Source organism: Mycolicibacterium helvum (assembly GCF_010731895.1).
In the GTDB taxonomy this organism is placed as follows: Bacteria; Actinomycetota; Actinomycetes; order Mycobacteriales; family Mycobacteriaceae; genus Mycobacterium; species Mycobacterium helvum.
Genome location: NZ_AP022596.1, coordinates 623,391 through 638,398 on the forward strand (window position 1 = coordinate 623,391; position 15,008 = coordinate 638,398).

The following is a 15,008-nucleotide window of genomic DNA, read 5'->3' on the forward strand; positions in this document are numbered from 1 at the left end:
CTAGATCCCCAATCCCAAGATGCGCCCCGCGATGATGTTCTTCTGAATCTGTGACGTTCCGCCCATCACACTCTGAGCACGGCTGTAGAGATAGGCGCCGAACAGCTCCTCGTCATCGGTGCCGACGGTGGCCAGGGCGGCATGGCCGACCGATTGCTCGGTCCAGGTCATCAACAGCTTGTCCAGCGAGCCGTCCGGACCGTGCTTGATGCCGTCGAGCTGCTCGGAGAGCCGCCGCCGCACGTGCAGACGCAGCATCTCGGTCTGCACCCAGGCCCACGACAGTTCATTGGGAGCCGGGCCGGTCACCCGGGACGCCATCTGGCGCACCAGTTTTCCGTACCGCGCCGAGAAGCCCAGCGTCGACGGTTCGCGCTCGTGGCTGACGACGGTCATGGCCAGCTTCCAGCCGTCACCCGGCGCACCGACCATATTCGCGGCCGGAACCCGGGCACCATCGAACTCGACCTGACCGAACTCCTTGGTGACACCGCTGATCATCTTCAGCGGCCGTTGCACAATTCCCGGCTGATGCATCGTCACGATGAACGCCGAGATGCCCTTATGCTTGGGCACCTCTTTGTCGGTGCGCGCCAGCACCAGACACCAGTCGGCACAGTCGGAGTAGCTGGTCCAGATCTTGTGACCATTGATGACGTACTCATCACCATCGCGGGTTGCGGTCGTGGTCAGCGACGCCAAATCCGAACCGGCCCCTGGCTCCGAAAACCCTTGGCACCAGCGCTCGGTGCCGTTGATCATGCCGGGCAGGAATCGCTGGGCCAGTTCCTCGCTGCCGTGATGGCGCAACCCGACCACCAGATAGCCGAGGCTCGGACGGGCAGGCGCGCCGGCCTTGGCGATCTCCTCATCGACGATCACGTCGAAGACGGTCGGCAAGCCTTGGCCGCCGTACTCTTGCGGCCACGACGTGCCGAAGAAGCCGGCCGCGTATAACGCCCGATGCCACTCTCCTGCTTTGGCCCAATAGGCGTCACCCGAGGTCGGGAACTTGCCCTTCTGTTCTTTCAGCCAACCGCGCAGCCGCTGCCGGAAGGCGGCCTCGTCCGGCGAATCACGAAAGTCCAATGGTCAACTCCTCCAACTTGACTGGCCAGGCCTCGGTGGCGGCCAGCACCCGACGCAGATAGATATGGGCCAGGCACTCCCAGGTGTTGCCGATTCCGCCGTGCACCTGAATCGATATCTCGGCGACCGTGAACGCCGCTCGCGCACAATAGATCTTGGCCACGCGGGCGGCCTCCACGGCCTGCTCGCCTGGCAACTCGTCGACCGCCCATGCGGCATGGCGCAGGACGCTGACCGACCCTTCGATCAGCGCCAGGCCGTCGGCCAGCATGTGCGCCACAGCCTGATACGAGCCGATGGCCGCGCCGTACTGTTCGCGAACCTTGGCGTATTCGGTTGCCAGAGTGTGGGTACCGCGGGCGGCGCCGACCAGGTCGGCCGTCGTGATCACGAGCGCAAGGGCGTACCAGCGCTGCGCCTGCTCGGTGGTCAACTGCCCCACCGCCTCAGGGGTGCCGGCGACCGCGGCGGTGACCCTGGTCAGATCGGCGGCGTCGCGAACGCCACCCACTTCGACCGACTCCACGGTGGTGCCAGCGAGTCGCAATGCTGCACCGACACCGTCAGCATCGATGACCGTATCCCCGACCGCGATGCTCGCCGGGAGCGGATCGGTGCCGAGAAGGCGGTAGAGGTCGTCGGAGAGCACCGGTCCGAGGAACGGCACGTCGACCAGAGCACGGGCAAATTCCTCGGCGACCAAAGCGACTTCGACACCGCTGGCACCATCGGAACGAAGCGACCGCCAGCCGGTCGCGTCAACGGTTTTGGCCAGCCGGGTCCGCCGGGACTTGTCGTCCAGGTCCGCAACAGACCCGGGGCCGAAGTCATCGGCCAGCTTGGCCGCGGCGGCGCGCAGCTGCTGCTGCTCACTCGTCAGACGTACGTCCATACCGCTCCTTGAGAACTCGCCGTAGCGCCTTACCCGATGGCAGACGTGGGATTTCGGGCACGAACACGATGTCACGCGGGCGTTTATAGGAGGCCAGCCGATTGGCGACCAGCGCGTCCAGCTCGTCGGCCCCGACCTCCCCGGCGGTCGCGACCGCTGCGATAACCGCCTCGCCGTCTTGCGCGTCGGGTACTCCGAACACCGCACAGTCCCGCACGGCGGGGTGGCCGTGCAGGACCGACTCGACCTCGACGGGAGCTACCTGGAAGCCGCGTACCTTGATCATTTCCTTGAGCCGGTCGGTGATTCGCAGCCAGCCGTCGTCGAGGTGACCGGTATCGCCGGTGCGATACCAACCATCGTCGAACGCATCGGCGGTGGCCTCCTCGGGGAGATAACCCGCCATCGCTGACTCCGAGCGCACCTGGATCTCGCCGGTCTCCCCCTGCTTGACGGGCCGACCGGTCTGGATCGACACGATGCGCACCGCCGGAATCGGCCGGCCCACGGTGTCCAACCGGGCCTGATCTCTGGGACAGCATGCGATGACCGGCACCTCACTGGTGCCGTAGGCCGAGATCCAGCCGACACCGGTCCGCCGTGTCACTTCATCAGCCACGCTGGCGGTGACCGGCGTGGCGCACCACAAGATGTAGCGCAACGAGGACAGGTCGAATGCCTCCAGCGTCGGATGCGATGCGATCGCCAGTGCGATTGGGGCGACGGCCATTTCGACCGTGATGCGGTCATCCTGGATATGCTGGAGCATCGCGCCGACGTCGAACCTGCGGTGCAGGCGCATCCAGGCACCCGCGTCGAGCACGGTGACGATGTTGAGCAGACCGAGGATGTGCGAGGGCGGCGTGACGATCTGCATACGGTCGACAGCCGTAAGACCCAGCGCCTGGCGCCAGTGCCGCACCCCCGCTGCCAGCGAGCGGTGCGTGTGCCGAACCGCCTTTGGCATTCCTGTGGTGCCCGAACTGAAGACCAGCACTGCATCGGAATCGGCCACCGGTTCGCACGGGGTCGGTTCCGACGGGGTGATCGGTTCGTCGAGGCTCAGCATCGGCATCACGTCGGCCAGCACCGGGTTGTCACCGACGGCATGGTCAGCGCCAGCCACGTCCAATGCATGACCGACGTCGGCGGACTTCCAACTCGGACTGATCAATACCGCCGACGCGCCGAGACGCCAGATGGCCTGTATCGCGAAGATGAACTCGGGCCGGTTCGACGCCATCAGCGCGACCCGCTCGCCGGCCTGCACCCCTCGACGCGCCAGTGTGTCAGCCAACCCGGCGGACAGCGCATCGACCTGGGATCGTGTGTACATGCGGTCCTCGAAGGCAAGCACTCTCACGTCGCTCACGGCGCGGTCCGCTCGCACATGGTCAGTGACAATCCCATCGACAGGTCAGTGAACGAGAACATACTATCGCCAGTAGAGAACTGTATTCTCATCTGGGCAGAATGATAGTGCTCAAAACCCGAGGAGAGAAGTAGATGGCCAGCTTGTCCTGGACGGCCACCATCACGCTGGACGGCACCACGGTCACGGTGCCCCTGAACGACGGTGACACGCTGCTGGAGACGGCGCGTCGGGCCGGATTGAGCCCGCCCTACAGCTGCGAGGCCGGCAACTGTGGCACCTGCATCGCCACCGTCACCGAAGGCACGGTCACGATGCGGATGAACGAGGTGCTCGACGACGGCGAGATCGACGACGGGCTGGTGCTCACCTGTCAGGGCGTGCCCCAGACGGACGTGACCCTGAGTTACGACGACTGAAATTCGTCGAGCGCCGGTGGCGGCCGATAGTCGGGCTGGTACCCCACCACCCGGATTGGGCTGCCGACCAGGCGGTAATCCCCAGCCGTCACGGTGACTTCCGGCGTCTCATCGAGCGCCTCGGGAAGCGATCGCACCGCGGCAGCAGGAATGCCCAGCGGGCGCAGTCGCGCCTCCCAGCCCACCGCGGAGTCGGCGGTCAGCGCGTTGGTCACGACCTCGAGTACCTTGTCACGGTTAGCCGCCCGTTCAGCCATCGTCGGGAAGCCCTCGATACCAGCCTCAGCGGCGAAGGTCTTCCAGAAGCCGTCGTGGGTGACGAACAGCGCCAGATAACCCTCGGCGGTCGGAAATAGTTGGGCGGGAACATAAAACGAGTGAGCGCCGAAGGGATACCTGAGCGGGTGCACGCGATCGTTGAGGTATGCCGAGGCTCGGTAGTTCAGCTGCGAGAACATCACGTCGCGCAGCGACACATCCACCTGCCCGCCCTCGCCGGAGACGATCATCGCGAGAAGTCCCAGCGCCGCGGTCAACCCGGTGGAGTTGTCGGCCGATGAGTAGCCCGGCAGGGTCGGCGGCGCATCGGGGTCGCCGGTCATGGCGGCCACCCCGGTCGCCGCCTGGATGACGTAGTCGAAGGCGGGATCGTCGCCACCGTCGAGTCCGTAGCCGGTCAGCGCGACGCACACGATCTTCTCGTTGTGCACCCGCAGCGCGTCGTAGGTTAGACCGAAGCGCCGGATCACCGATGGCTTCATGTTGACCAGCAGCGCATCGGAGTTCGCGGCCAGCTCACCGAGGCGCTGTTGGCCGGCCTCCGAGGCCAGGTCCAGGCACACGCTGCGCTTGTTGCGGTTCAGGCTGGCGAAGTAACTCATCCCGACCTGGCGAGAAATCTCCCCGCCCGGCGGCTCGATTTTGATCACCTGCGCGCCGAGGTCGGCGAGCAGCATGGTGGCGTACGGGCCGGCCAGCATCGTGCCGACCTCGAGGATCCGGACGCCGGACAGTGGTCCGGAGTTAAGGGGCCCCTTCATTGAACTTCGGCGGCGAGCTGTGAAATCACCTCGCGGGTACGGTATTTCGAGGCCACCAGCTCGTCGCGGGTCTCCCCGATCGGCAGCAGCCGAACCGACAGGTCGGTCACCCCGGCATCCGCGAACGCGCGGAACCGCTTCAGAATCGACTCTTCATCCCCCGCGGCACACAGGTCACCGACATCACGGGCGTCACCACGATCCAGCAGTCGCTGATAGTTCGGTGATGTCTCGGCTTCGGCCAGAATGCGATTGGCCCGGTCCTTGGCGGCCGCGATCTCAGAGTTCGCGCAGAGGGTGACCGGGATTCCGGCGACGATCCGCGGTGCGGGCTTGCCGGCCTCGGCGGCGGCCTTGTTGATCTTGGGAGCGATGTGCTCGCCGATAGCCTTCTCGTCGGCCATCCACAGCGTGGTGCCGTCGGCATGCTCACCGGCGATCTGCAGCATCACCGGGCCAAGCGCGGCGACCAGCACCGGCATCTTCGTCTCGGCTCCGAGCGCGGTCGGGTTGTGCACGGTGAAGTTGTCATTCTCGACGTCGACGGGGCCGGGCCCGGCGATCGCCGTGTTGAACACCTGCAGGTAGTCGCGGGTGTAGGCGGCCGGTTTGTCATACGGCAAGCCGAGCATGTCCCGGATGATCCAGTGATGCGACGGTCCGACGCCTAGCGCCAGTCGGCCGTTGGAGATGGCGTGCACCGAAAGCGCCTGGCGGGCCAGCGCAATGGGATGCTGCGCCTGTAGCGGGACCACAGCGGTACCGAGTTCGATGCGCGTGCTGTGCGACGCCATCAACGCGACCATACTCAGCAGATCAAAATCGTCGGGCACCTGCGGCATCCACGCGGTGGACAGTCCCGCGGCATCGGCCCATTCGATGTCGGCGATCAGCTTCTTCACCTTGCGGGCCATGTCGCCGCGCTCGGCACCGATCATCACACCAAGACGCATTACTCACCCCACCTGTTCTGAGGTCAGCGCTCGGACGTCACGGACAAGGGTGTCCAGCGACGTTCCGGTCGGAAATACTGCGGCCGCGCCGGCTTCCAGCAGCTTGGGTACGTCACCCAGCGGAATCGTGCCGCCGACGATGACCGCGATATCACCCGCGTCGGCAGCACGCAGCGCGTCGACGGTGCGCTGGGTCAACGCCAGGTGTGCACCCGAGAGAATGGAAAGTCCAACGACGGCAACGTCTTCCTGAAGGGCGATCGACACGATGTCCTCGATGCGCTGGCGGATTCCGGTGTAGATCACCTCGAAGCCGGCGTCACGCAGCGCGCGAGCAACGATCTTGGCGCCCCGGTCATGCCCGTCGAGGCCAGGTTTGGCAACCAGGATGCGGGCGCTCATCAGAAGACCACCGGCTGCTGGAATTCGCCCCAGACCGACTTCAGGGTGGACACCATCTCCCCCACGGTGCAATAGGCGTTCGCGCAGTCGATCAGCTTGTGCATCAGGTTGTCATCGCCTTCCGCGGAAAGGGCCAGTGCGGCAAGAGCCTCTTTCACGGCGACGCCGTCGCGCTCTGCCTTGACTTTCGCCAGCCGCCTGAGCTGCTTGTCCCGGCCTTCGGCGTCCAACTCGTAGGTGGCCAGGTCCGGCGCCGGTTCGTCGACGACGAACTTGTTCACCCCGACGACCGGACGCTCGCCCGCCTCGACCTCCTGGTGAATCGTGAACGCCTCGTCGGCAATCAAACCTTGCAGATAGCCATCCTCGATGCAGCGCACCATGCCGCCGTGCGCTTCGAGGTCGGCCATGATCTCGATGATGCGTTCCTCGGTCGCGTCAGTGAGCGCCTCGACGAAGTAGGAGCCGCCCAGCGGGTCGGCCACCCGGGCGACGCCGGTCTCGTAAGCCAGGATCTGCTGAGTGCGCAGCGCCAGCGTTGCGGACTCCTCGCTGGGCAAGGCAAACGGCTCGTCCCATGCGGCGGTGAACATCGACTGCACGCCGCCGAGCACGGAGGCCAGCGCCTCGTAGGCCACTCGGACCAGGTTGTTCTGCGCCTGTGGGGCGTACAACGACGCGCCACCGGATACGCACCCGAACCGGAACATCGAGGCTTTGTCGGTCTCTGCGCCGTAGCGCTCCCGCACGATGGTGGCCCAACGACGGCGTCCGGCACGGTATTTGGCGATCTCCTCGAAGAAGTCGCCGTGTGTGTAGAAGAAGAACGAGATCTGCGGGGCGAACTTGTCGATGGTCATCCGACCGCGTTTGACGACGGTGTCGCAGTAGGTGACACCGTCAGCGAGGGTGAACGCCATCTCCTGCACCGCGTTGGCGCCGGCGTCGCGAAAGTGCGCTCCTGCCACCGAAATCGCGTTGAAGCGCGGCACTTCTGCAGCGCAGAACTCGATAGTGTCGGCGATCAGCCGCAGCGACGGCGTCGGCGGCCAGATCCAGGTGCCGCGGGACGCGTACTCCTTGAGGATGTCGTTCTGGATGGTGCCGGTCAGCTTCTCGCGCGGCACCCCCTTCTTCTCCGCTGCCGCGACGTAGAACGCCAGCAGGATGGCCGCGGTGCCGTTGATCGTGAAGCTGGTGCTGATCGTGTCCAACGGAATGTTGTCGAACAGGATCTCGGCATCGGCCAGGGTGTCCACTGCCACGCCGACCCGGCCGACCTCTTCGCCGTACTCGGGGTCGTCGGAGTCGTACCCGCACTGGGTCGGCAGGTCCAGGGCCACCGACAGTCCGGTGCCACCCTGTTCAAGGAGATAGCGGTAGCGGCTGTTCGACTCCTCGGCGGTACCGAAGCCGGAATACTGGCGGAAGGTCCAGAGCCGTCCGCGGTAACCGCTCGAGAAGTTGCCCCGGGTGAACGGAAATGCACCCGGCGCGGGAGGATCGCCACTGCGGTCGGCCGGTCCATATACCGGCTTCAGTGGGATTCCCGACGACGTTTGGGATTGGTGGTCCATCGGTGGATACCGTAGTTGCAGTTTTGGAGAATGCCAATACCGCTTTGGGCAAGTCGCGTGCAGTTTCTGCCGTAGCTGCTGGTGGGGCCGTCGAGCCCTACGAGCCCAAGCGACCGGACAACACGTGCGCCTGCTCGAGCAACAGTGTGCCCAGTTCGTGTCTGCGGCCGGGTTTGAAGCGAGTCTCGACGCCGGTGAGGCTCAACGCCCAGGAGGGCCGGCCGTTCTGATCGAACACCGCCGCGCCGATGCCCCAACTCCCCTCCACAATCAGGGCGGGATTCACGGCATAGCCGGTGATCCGGGTCGCCTCGATCCTGGCCCGAATCGATTCTTCGCTGTGCTCGGGTCCCCAGTCCGCCACCGGGCGGGCCCGGTCGAAGTAGTCGTCGACATCACGGGCCGGTAGGTGGCTCAGAATCGCCAGCCCGGCCGAAGCCACACCGAGGGGAAAGCGGATGCCCTCCCGCAGAACGTGGGAGCGCAGCGGAAAGCTGCCCTCCGCATGCAAGATGCAGACCGTTTCGTCACCGCGACGGGCGGACAGGAACGCGCTCTCCCCGGTCGTCGCAGCGAGCCGATTGACCACGTCGCGAGCCTGGCCGCTGACGTCGTACCGGTTGGCGGCAACCGCACCCAGCAGATACATCTCCGGCCCCAGCGACCATCGCCCGTTCTTGGGGTCCCGGTCGATCAACCCGACCTCGGCCAACGACGTCAGTAGCCGGTGCGCGGTAGGGCGGGCAAGGCCGGCGACCTTTCCCAGCTCGGTCGTGGACGCGCCTTCGGGTTCGGCAGCACCGACCGCACCCAGCAACGCAGCGACCCGCGCGACCACGGGCGATCGGTCTGGGCGAGCAGTCACGGAAGACGATCATAGGCGTTCATCAGATGAACGCTTAGGCGATCGGTTATCGCACCGCGAACACCTTCGGCACGGATTGCCGTGAGTGGTTGACTGCTCAGGGCACTACTTGTTGAGTAGGTACCCGGCACAACGGTGCGTTTACAGAGTGGACGCCGGCTGGTTTGGGAAGGTGCGATGACATCGAAGGTGTACGAGTCGGCTGCCAGCGCAGTTGCCGATATCGCCAGCGGCGCGACGCTGGCTGTGGGCGGCTTCGGCCTGTGTGGGATTCCCGACCAGTTGATCCAAGCACTCCTCGACGCGGACGTTACCGACCTGGAAGTGTTCTCCAACAATTGCGGAGTCGATGACTACGGGCTGGGAATCCTTTTGTCCGACAGGCGCATCCGTCGTATCACCGCATCGTATGTCGGGGAGAACAAAGAGTTCGCCCGGCAATATCTCGCCGGCGAACTCGAGGTCGAGCTCACCCCGCAGGGAACCCTGGCCGAGCGCCTGCGTGCCGGCGGTGCGGGGATACCCGCCTTCTACACCCCCGCTGGTGTCGGCAGCGTCGTCTCCGACGGCGGGTTGCCGTGGCGCTACGCGCAGGACGGTTCGGTGGCGATCGCGTCACCGCCCAAGGAGACCCGCGTGTTCGGCGACAAACGGTACGTCCTGGAAGAGTCGATCAATGCCGACTTCGCCCTGGTGCACGCCTTGCGCGGTGACACCGACGGCAACCTGGTCTTCAACCGATCGGCAATGAACTTCAACCCGTTGTGCGCGATGGCCGGCCGCATAGCCATCGCTCAAGTCGAGGAACTTGTCGCGCCAGGCGAAATCGACCCAGCGACTGTACATCTGCCTGGCGTCTTCATCTCGCGCATCGTGCACACCGGAGCGCAGCGCAAGCGCATCGAGAAGCGAACCGTCCGCTCGGCACAGGAAGCGAACTGATGACCCAACCAGCAGCCACGGCAGGGTGGACCCGCGACCAGATGGCGGCGCGCGCTGCCCAGGAGATGATCGACGGTGAATACGTCAATCTCGGCATCGGGTTGCCCACCCTCATCCCGAACTATCTGGGGTCCGATGTGCGGGTGACGCTGCACTCCGAGAACGGCATCTTAGGCACCGGCCCCTACCCCACCGAAGATGCGGTCGACGCGGATCTCATCAATGCCGGCAAGGAGACCGTCACCGTCAATCCCGGTGCGGCGTTTTTTGATTCAGCGCTGTCATTCGGGATGATCCGCGGTGGCCATATCGACACCGCGGTACTGGGCGGCATGGAGGTGTCCCAGACCGGCGACCTGGCCAACTGGATGGTGCCCGGGAAAATGGTCAAGGGCATGGGCGGCGCAATGGACCTCGTGCACGGGGCGGCACGGGTCATCGTGCTGATGGAACACACCGATCGCGCCGGCAACCCCAAGATCGTGAAGCAGTGCTCGCTGCCGTTGACGGGCGTCGGCGTTGTCGACCGGATCATCACCAACCTGGGCATCATCGACATCGTCGGCGACGGCACACTGGTGTTGCGCGAATTGGCCCCCGGCGTCGAGGTTGCCGACATCATCGCGGCAACCGAACCCGAACTGACAGTGGAGCTCTCGGGCTGAACGGATCTCAGAAGCCGGAGAGGATCACCGCATTGGTGTCGGCAGCGGCCTGCCGCAGCACGCGCGCAGCGCGGTAGGCCTCCGAGTCGTACCACGCCCGAGCGGCCTCGACCGATTCGAACTCCAGCACCACGGTCTGGTGGCCGTGCCAGTCGCCTTCGAGCACTTGTGGTTTGGCGTCAACGGCAAGGACCTTGACCCCACCCATCGCCGCGCCTGCGGCCTGGCCGTAGGCCTTCATACCCTCGGGGTCTTGGATTGCCTCAGTCAAGATGACGTACCCCTTGGCACCCGTAGCCATGCCGCTCCTCTCAAGCGAGAATGATGTTCTCGTAATTCGAGTGACAGGTTTCCATGCCAACCGGGGTGAACGCAATGACCAATGTCGACGCCCTGATCGCCCGGACCACGCGGTATGCGGACCGGCCACCGTGCGAGTCTCGGCATCCTGACTGGAACCGTCTACATTCGACAAGAACGGCTCTGGAGGCGCACATGATCAAGCTCGAACTGCCCTACGTCACCGTGACGGTCGACGATCGGTTGCGCAGCCGCCTGGCCCGCACCGGCGATCGGCTGCGCATCACGCTGACCTCGCACCTGCGTAACGCGGCCGACGAGCTCGACGGTCTGGGCCGCAAGGCCACTGCGGCCTGCCAGACCGCGGCCGTGCGCGTCGACACGGCGATGGCCGCGGCCAACGACCGCATCGCCCCGGAGCCGACGGTCGGCACACCGCACCTGAAAGTCGTATGAGCGCACCCAGCGTCTTCATCACCGGAGCGGCCGCGGGTATCGGCCGGGCAACTGCCCTGACCTTCGCGCGGCACGGCTATCGCATCGGCGCCTACGACATCGACCCCAGTGGGCTGGCCGCACTGCGCGACGAGATCACCGGGCTCGGCGGCGAGGTCGTGATCGGCGAACTCGACGTCACCGACGCCGCCGCATGGTCCACTTGCCTGGCCGAATTCACCAGTGCGGCAGGAAAACTCGACATCCTGGTGAACAACGCGGGAGTGCTGGCCAACGGCGACTTCCAGGACATCCCGCTCGATGTGCAACGCCGGATGATCGACATCAACTTCTATGGCGCGCTCGCCGGGCTTCATGCCGCGTTCCCCTACCTGCGCGACACCGCACACGCACAAGTGGTCAACATGTGCTCGGCATCGGCGCTCTATGGCCAACCCGAACTCGCCACCTATTCGGCCACCAAGTTCGCACTGCGCGCGCTGACCGAGGCGCTCGAGCTGGAATGGCGCCGCTACGACATCCGGGTCCTGGCCATGTGGCCGCTGTTCGTCAAGACCACCATGACCGCCGGTATGGAAACCGGCAGCACCAAATCACTCGGCATCAACCTGGGGCCCGACGAAGTGGCCGCGGCCGTCTATTCGGCGACCCACCGCGGCCGCGGCCGGTTGCCCAAGGTGCACTATCCGGTAGGGCGCCAAACCCGCGTGCTCGCGGCGATGTCGCAGGTGACGCCCAACTGGATGCAGCGGTTGCTCACGAGGATGTTGGCGCGGACCTGATCCCGACCTGAGTCACCCGATCGAGGTGTAGGGCCTGCGCGGCGGCTGCTGATTCAGCGTAAACGACTGGCACAGACCACGATTGCTCGCCACGCACGGAACGCCGTTGATCGTCGGCGCACTTCCTTGCAAGTAACACTGACCGGTGTACTGGTTATTGATGTGCCCGGGCGGACAACCCTGCGCGGTAGCCGCCGGCGCCGCGACCATGACGCCCACCATCAGCACGGCGCCGACGAGCGTCCGCACCAAGCACGTCATCATTGCCACAGCTCGCCTTTCCGCAAGCCAGACTACTGGTTTAAAGGAATGCCAACGGACGTGATTAGTATCGGGACCATGCCGGAGCTGAGCGCAGAGTCGACCGAAGCCCGCCAACCCACATCCCCATCGCGTTGGATCGCGGTTGCGGCTCTGGTGATCGCGCTGATCGCCGCCGGGGCGGCCGGGTGGGCTCTCCTGCGGCCCGCACCATCGAGCCCGGCGCCGTCCACCTCATCGCAGACCGGTGACCCCAAGGCCAACGCCTGCGCTGCCTACCGGCTCGTGAGTTCGGCCGTGTCGTTGCAGAGCCACGCCGACGCGGGGACCGAAGTGCAGGGCGTCGCGGCCAATGCGCGGCTGGCGATGTCGGGCGGCGCAACCTACCTGTTGGCCCACCTGAATCCCGGCACGCCGGCCGACCTCGCCGATGCGATTCGCGACTTTGCGACCGGATTGCAGGATATTTCGATGAACGCGTTAGCCGGGGTGTCCAACACCGACCTGGCACAGGCCGACCGCCTGCGCAACGCCGAGACCACAAACACTCGGATCGCCGAACTCTGCAAATAGCCACTACGGCGGGTTTTACAGGTTGAGTTCAACTGGCGTTAGCCCGAAGTTCGGCAATGCGCCAGGTGGGGGCCAGCCCCGAGTAAGGGGCGTCTCCTTGGATTTCCATGGCAGTGAACCACTCGGCGCATTTGCCGGTTGATCTTCTTCCTGAAGGGAATTCCGATCTTGTCCAAGCACCGCAAGAAAACGCTCCGCGTGGTGACCCCAGCCTTCCTGACCACAGGCGTCGCCAGTGCGGCAATGGTGGGAGCGGGCGTCCTGTTCGCCATCACCGATGCCCCCACCACCACGGCTTCGCCCGCTTACAAACTGACCTCTGGCGAGTCCGAGCTCTGGCTCTGGCCGAGCACGCCGGGAGGCAACAACGTCAGCCTCAAGACCGTCACGGGTGCCGCCTCGGCCAACGCCGCTGGCGACCTCGTCTCGCTGTTCATCGGTAACGGCACCGCCGAGCATCCCAACGGTGGCCTGCTCATCGGCAACGGTTACAGCTATAGCGCAGCAGACGCCCAGTGCGCCAGCGCCGCATGCAACGGCGGCAAGGGTGGCCTGCTGATGGGTAACGGCGGCAACGGCTACAACGGCGGCAACGGCGGCAGCGCCGGGCTGTACGGCAACGGCGGCAACGGCGGCGACGCCACCAGCGCCAACATCAACGGCGGCAAGGGTGGCAACGGCGGCAACGGCGGCCTGCTCGCCGGCAGCTCCGCCTCCGGTGCGCTCTTCGGCGGCGGCGGCGGCAACGGCGGCAAGGGTATCGCCGGTGGTGCCGGCGGCAACGGCGGCGACGCCGGCGCCTTGGCCGGTAGCGGCGGCACCGGCGGCGCCGGTGGCGCCAGCACGACCGCCGGTGTTGCCGGTGGTGCCGGCGGCAACGGCGGCAACGCCGCGAGCCTGCCGATCGCCGGTAGCGGTGCTGCCGGCGCCGGTGGCGCCGGAGGCGCCGGCTACGGCGCTGGTGCCGCTGGAACCGACGGCGGCAAGGGCGGCAACGGCGGCAAGGGCGGCTTCTACGGCTCGGCAGCCGGCGGCGCAGGCGGCGCGGGGGGCGCAGGCGGCGCAGGCACTGCAACCGGCGGCAACGGCGGTGCAGGTGGTACCGGTGGCACCGGCGGCCTGGCGTCCGGCAACGGCGGAACCGGTGGAACCGGTGGAACCGGTGGCGCAGGCGCAGGCGGTGCCGGCGGCAACGGTGGCACCGGCGGCAGCGGCGGTGCGGGCGGCGTGGCCGGCAACGGCGGCGCGGGCGCGGCCGGTGGTGACGGCGGTGCCGGCACCACGACGGGCGGTACCGGCGGCAACGGCGGCACCGGCGCTCTTGGCGGCAACAACGGTGGTGCCGGCGGTGGCGGCGGTAAGGGCGGCAACGGCGCCACCGGCGCGACCGGCGGTAAGGGCGGCACCGGCGGCTTCGGCGGGTTCAGCGGCGGCGCCGGCGGCAACGGCGGCACCGGCGGCACCGGCACGAGCACGGGCAAGGGCGGCAACGGTGGCAACGGTGCCACCGGCGGCGGCAGCGTCCTGTCCGGCGGCAAGGGCGGCAATGGCGGCACCGGCGGCAAGGGTGGCAGCACCGCGGGCAGTGTCGGCCAGGGTGGCTCAGGGTCCATCGGTGGCAGCCCCGGCAAGGGCGGCACCGGCGGCGCTGGCGGATAACTCCGCCAATCGACAACGAATCGGCCCCCTCCGAAAGGAGGGGGCCGATTTCGTCGGTGCGTCGCCGGCGCCGGGTTGCGGCGAGCCGGTCAACCGTTCAGATCAGGCGCGTCCGCCATTGAGCGCACATGCCATCTGCGCGTTCTTCGCGTCGGTGTTCATGTCGCTGGCCGTCGTATTCAGCGAGTCGCCACCGCCCCGAATTCCCATGAGCAGGAGCAGCTTCGCGGCACGGAACGACCACGACCGCATGGGGGCTGAGATATCGCCGGGCAGCCCAGGCGTGTTGGCGGCATCCAACGCTGTCGACGCGGCCTCCCGCAGTGCGGTGCGGCCGACGACGTTCGAATTCGCAACGTTCGGATCGTCGTAGTTGACGTTGTTCCCACCACCGGCGGTGTTGTACGCGAAGTCTTCGTAGTTATTGGCCGCGTAGTCCAGCGCCACACCGAACTGCTTACAGGCTGTGACGACGGCGTCGTAGTTGCCCGGGTCCGGTGGCGCGGCGTCCGGCGGGGGCACGTCCAGCGGGGGCGCCTGCGGCGCCGCATTGGCCGGAACCGACCCGGGCCCCGGCGCCTGGCTCTGCGCGTCCGGGTCAGCGGCGGCAATAGCGCTGGCGCCCAACGTTAATCCCGACGCCAAAAAAGCGGCGGTAAGGGCCCGGCCGCACAACACTGTTGTTTTCATCGCTTCCTCCTGGATCGTGGGCTCCCCCGAACCGTCCGGCTGGAAGTTCCAAACCAGCCCTACCCCGAACC

18 protein-coding genes are annotated in these 15,008 nt (G+C 66.4%); 7 read left to right on the plus strand and 11 right to left on the minus strand.

Annotated elements, in window-relative coordinates; genetic code table 11:
• The 3 genes from G6N38_RS02855 to G6N38_RS02865 are packed head-to-tail and all read right to left on the minus strand — an operon-like array spanning position 1 to position 3,317.
• Positions 1–1,089: an acyl-CoA dehydrogenase family protein gene (locus tag G6N38_RS02855; protein WP_163746160.1), complete on the minus strand. Its 1,089-nt coding sequence runs from the start codon at positions 1,087–1,089 to the stop codon at positions 1–3.
• A complete protein-coding gene (locus G6N38_RS02860; protein ID WP_163746161.1) occupies positions 1,076–1,981 on the minus strand; it encodes an acyl-CoA dehydrogenase family protein in 906 nt (301 codons plus the stop codon). Before G6N38_RS02860 ends, G6N38_RS02855 begins: the two co-directional genes overlap by 14 nt.
• Positions 1,959–3,317: a class I adenylate-forming enzyme family protein gene (locus G6N38_RS02865; protein WP_407663037.1), complete on the minus strand. Its 1,359-nt coding sequence runs from the start codon at positions 3,315–3,317 to the stop codon at positions 1,959–1,961. Before G6N38_RS02865 ends, G6N38_RS02860 begins: the two co-directional genes overlap by 23 nt.
• A gap of 170 nt (positions 3,318–3,487) precedes the next feature.
• On the opposite strand from G6N38_RS02865, the gene G6N38_RS02870 reads away from it, so the two are divergent.
• A complete protein-coding gene (locus G6N38_RS02870; RefSeq protein WP_163746163.1) occupies positions 3,488–3,772 on the plus strand; it encodes a 2Fe-2S iron-sulfur cluster-binding protein in 285 nt (94 codons plus the stop codon).
• Here the strand turns inward: G6N38_RS02870 and G6N38_RS02875 are convergent.
• The 5 genes from G6N38_RS02875 to G6N38_RS02895 form a co-directional block, all read right to left on the minus strand.
• Positions 3,760–4,812 carry a CaiB/BaiF CoA transferase family protein gene (locus G6N38_RS02875; RefSeq protein ID WP_163746164.1) on the minus strand — a complete coding sequence of 351 codons (1,053 nt, stop codon included), beginning with the start codon at positions 4,810–4,812 and terminating at the stop codon, positions 3,760–3,762. The two genes, G6N38_RS02870 and G6N38_RS02875, sit on opposite strands and share 13 nt — an antisense overlap.
• Positions 4,809–5,765: an LLM class F420-dependent oxidoreductase gene (locus G6N38_RS02880; protein ID WP_163746165.1), complete on the minus strand. Its 957-nt coding sequence runs from the start codon at positions 5,763–5,765 to the stop codon at positions 4,809–4,811. Before G6N38_RS02880 ends, G6N38_RS02875 begins: the two co-directional genes overlap by 4 nt.
• 3 nt (positions 5,766–5,768) lie before the next feature.
• Positions 5,769–6,167, minus strand: coding sequence for a cobalamin B12-binding domain-containing protein (locus tag G6N38_RS02885; RefSeq protein ID WP_163746166.1), 399 nt, complete (start codon positions 6,165–6,167; stop codon positions 5,769–5,771).
• The gene (locus G6N38_RS02890; RefSeq protein ID WP_163746167.1) at positions 6,167–7,744 is read right to left on the minus strand and encodes a methylmalonyl-CoA mutase family protein; all 1,578 of its coding nucleotides are present in this window, start codon (positions 7,742–7,744) and stop codon (positions 6,167–6,169) included. The genes G6N38_RS02885 and G6N38_RS02890 overlap by 1 nt, the downstream gene beginning before the upstream one ends.
• 97 nt (positions 7,745–7,841) lie before the next feature.
• Complete coding sequence (locus G6N38_RS02895) at positions 7,842–8,609, minus strand: IclR family transcriptional regulator (RefSeq protein ID WP_163746168.1); 768 nt, start codon at positions 8,607–8,609, stop codon at positions 7,842–7,844.
• A gap of 177 nt (positions 8,610–8,786) precedes the next feature.
• On the opposite strand from G6N38_RS02895, the gene G6N38_RS02900 reads away from it, so the two are divergent.
• Together G6N38_RS02900 and G6N38_RS02905 are read left to right on the plus strand one after the other, a co-directional pair.
• Positions 8,787–9,551: a CoA transferase subunit A gene (locus tag G6N38_RS02900; protein ID WP_163746169.1), complete on the plus strand. Its 765-nt coding sequence runs from the start codon at positions 8,787–8,789 to the stop codon at positions 9,549–9,551.
• Positions 9,551–10,216, plus strand: a complete 666-nt coding sequence (locus G6N38_RS02905; protein WP_163746170.1) for a CoA transferase subunit B — start codon at positions 9,551–9,553, stop codon at positions 10,214–10,216. Before G6N38_RS02900 ends, G6N38_RS02905 begins: the two co-directional genes overlap by 1 nt.
• Before the next feature lie 7 nt (positions 10,217–10,223).
• Here the strand turns inward: G6N38_RS02905 and G6N38_RS02910 are convergent, their stop codons facing one another.
• Positions 10,224–10,517, minus strand: a complete 294-nt coding sequence (locus G6N38_RS02910) for a DUF1330 domain-containing protein (RefSeq protein WP_163746171.1) — start codon at positions 10,515–10,517, stop codon at positions 10,224–10,226.
• A gap of 194 nt (positions 10,518–10,711) precedes the next feature.
• Here G6N38_RS02910 and G6N38_RS02915 point away from each other — a divergent pair, with 194 nt between their 5' ends.
• Complete coding sequence (locus G6N38_RS02915) at positions 10,712–10,972, plus strand: hypothetical protein (protein ID WP_163746172.1); 261 nt, start codon at positions 10,712–10,714, stop codon at positions 10,970–10,972.
• On the plus strand, positions 10,969–11,754 hold the full coding sequence (locus G6N38_RS02920) for an SDR family oxidoreductase (RefSeq protein WP_163746173.1): 786 nt from the start codon (positions 10,969–10,971) through the stop codon (positions 11,752–11,754). The genes G6N38_RS02915 and G6N38_RS02920 overlap by 4 nt, the downstream gene beginning before the upstream one ends.
• Before the next feature lie 12 nt (positions 11,755–11,766).
• Here G6N38_RS02920 and G6N38_RS02925 read toward each other — a convergent pair whose 3' ends face one another.
• Positions 11,767–12,018, minus strand: a complete 252-nt coding sequence (locus tag G6N38_RS02925; protein WP_163746174.1) for a hypothetical protein — start codon at positions 12,016–12,018, stop codon at positions 11,767–11,769.
• Between the two features lie 75 nt (positions 12,019–12,093).
• Here G6N38_RS02925 and G6N38_RS02930 point away from each other — a divergent pair, with 75 nt between their 5' ends.
• A complete protein-coding gene (locus tag G6N38_RS02930; RefSeq protein WP_163746175.1) occupies positions 12,094–12,588 on the plus strand; it encodes a hypothetical protein in 495 nt (164 codons plus the stop codon).
• Between the two features lie 429 nt (positions 12,589–13,017).
• A complete protein-coding gene (locus G6N38_RS02935; protein ID WP_456320181.1) occupies positions 13,018–14,247 on the plus strand; it encodes a hypothetical protein in 1,230 nt (409 codons plus the stop codon).
• Positions 14,248–14,349: 102 nt separating this feature from the next.
• Here the strand turns inward: G6N38_RS02935 and G6N38_RS02940 are convergent, their stop codons facing one another.
• Positions 14,350–14,937 (minus strand): Rv2240c family protein, encoded by a 588-nt coding sequence (locus G6N38_RS02940; protein WP_163746177.1) that lies wholly within the window; start codon positions 14,935–14,937, stop codon positions 14,350–14,352.
• Between the last annotated feature and the right edge of the window lie 71 nt (positions 14,938–15,008).

Bases quoted from the DNA above. Each gene is read 5' to 3' on its own strand.
- G6N38_RS02860 (WP_163746161.1), bottom strand. From the start codon at position 1,981: ATGGACGTACGTCTGACGAGTGAGCAGCAGCAGCTGCGCGCCGCCGCG.
- G6N38_RS02865 (WP_407663037.1), bottom strand. From the start codon at position 3,317: ATGTACACACGATCCCAGGTCGATGCGCTGTCCGCCGGGTTGGCTGAC.
- G6N38_RS02870 (WP_163746163.1), top strand. From the start codon at position 3,488: ATGGCCAGCTTGTCCTGGACGGCCACCATCACGCTGGACGGCACCACG.
- G6N38_RS02875 (WP_163746164.1), bottom strand. From the start codon at position 4,812: ATGAAGGGGCCCCTTAACTCCGGACCACTGTCCGGCGTCCGGATCCTC.
- G6N38_RS02880 (WP_163746165.1), bottom strand. From the start codon at position 5,765: ATGCGTCTTGGTGTGATGATCGGTGCCGAGCGCGGCGACATGGCCCGC.
- G6N38_RS02885 (WP_163746166.1), bottom strand. From the start codon at position 6,167: ATGAGCGCCCGCATCCTGGTTGCCAAACCTGGCCTCGACGGGCATGAC.
- G6N38_RS02890 (WP_163746167.1), bottom strand. From the start codon at position 7,744: ATGGACCACCAATCCCAAACGTCGTCGGGAATCCCACTGAAGCCGGTA.
- G6N38_RS02900 (WP_163746169.1), top strand. From the start codon at position 8,787: ATGACATCGAAGGTGTACGAGTCGGCTGCCAGCGCAGTTGCCGATATC.
- G6N38_RS02905 (WP_163746170.1), top strand. From the start codon at position 9,551: ATGACCCAACCAGCAGCCACGGCAGGGTGGACCCGCGACCAGATGGCG.
- G6N38_RS02910 (WP_163746171.1), bottom strand. From the start codon at position 10,517: ATGGCTACGGGTGCCAAGGGGTACGTCATCTTGACTGAGGCAATCCAA.
- G6N38_RS02915 (WP_163746172.1), top strand. From the start codon at position 10,712: ATGATCAAGCTCGAACTGCCCTACGTCACCGTGACGGTCGACGATCGG.
- G6N38_RS02920 (WP_163746173.1), top strand. From the start codon at position 10,969: ATGAGCGCACCCAGCGTCTTCATCACCGGAGCGGCCGCGGGTATCGGC.
- G6N38_RS02925 (WP_163746174.1), bottom strand. From the start codon at position 12,018: ATGATGACGTGCTTGGTGCGGACGCTCGTCGGCGCCGTGCTGATGGTG.
- G6N38_RS02930 (WP_163746175.1), top strand. From the start codon at position 12,094: ATGCCGGAGCTGAGCGCAGAGTCGACCGAAGCCCGCCAACCCACATCC.
- G6N38_RS02940 (WP_163746177.1), bottom strand. From the start codon at position 14,937: ATGAAAACAACAGTGTTGTGCGGCCGGGCCCTTACCGCCGCTTTTTTG.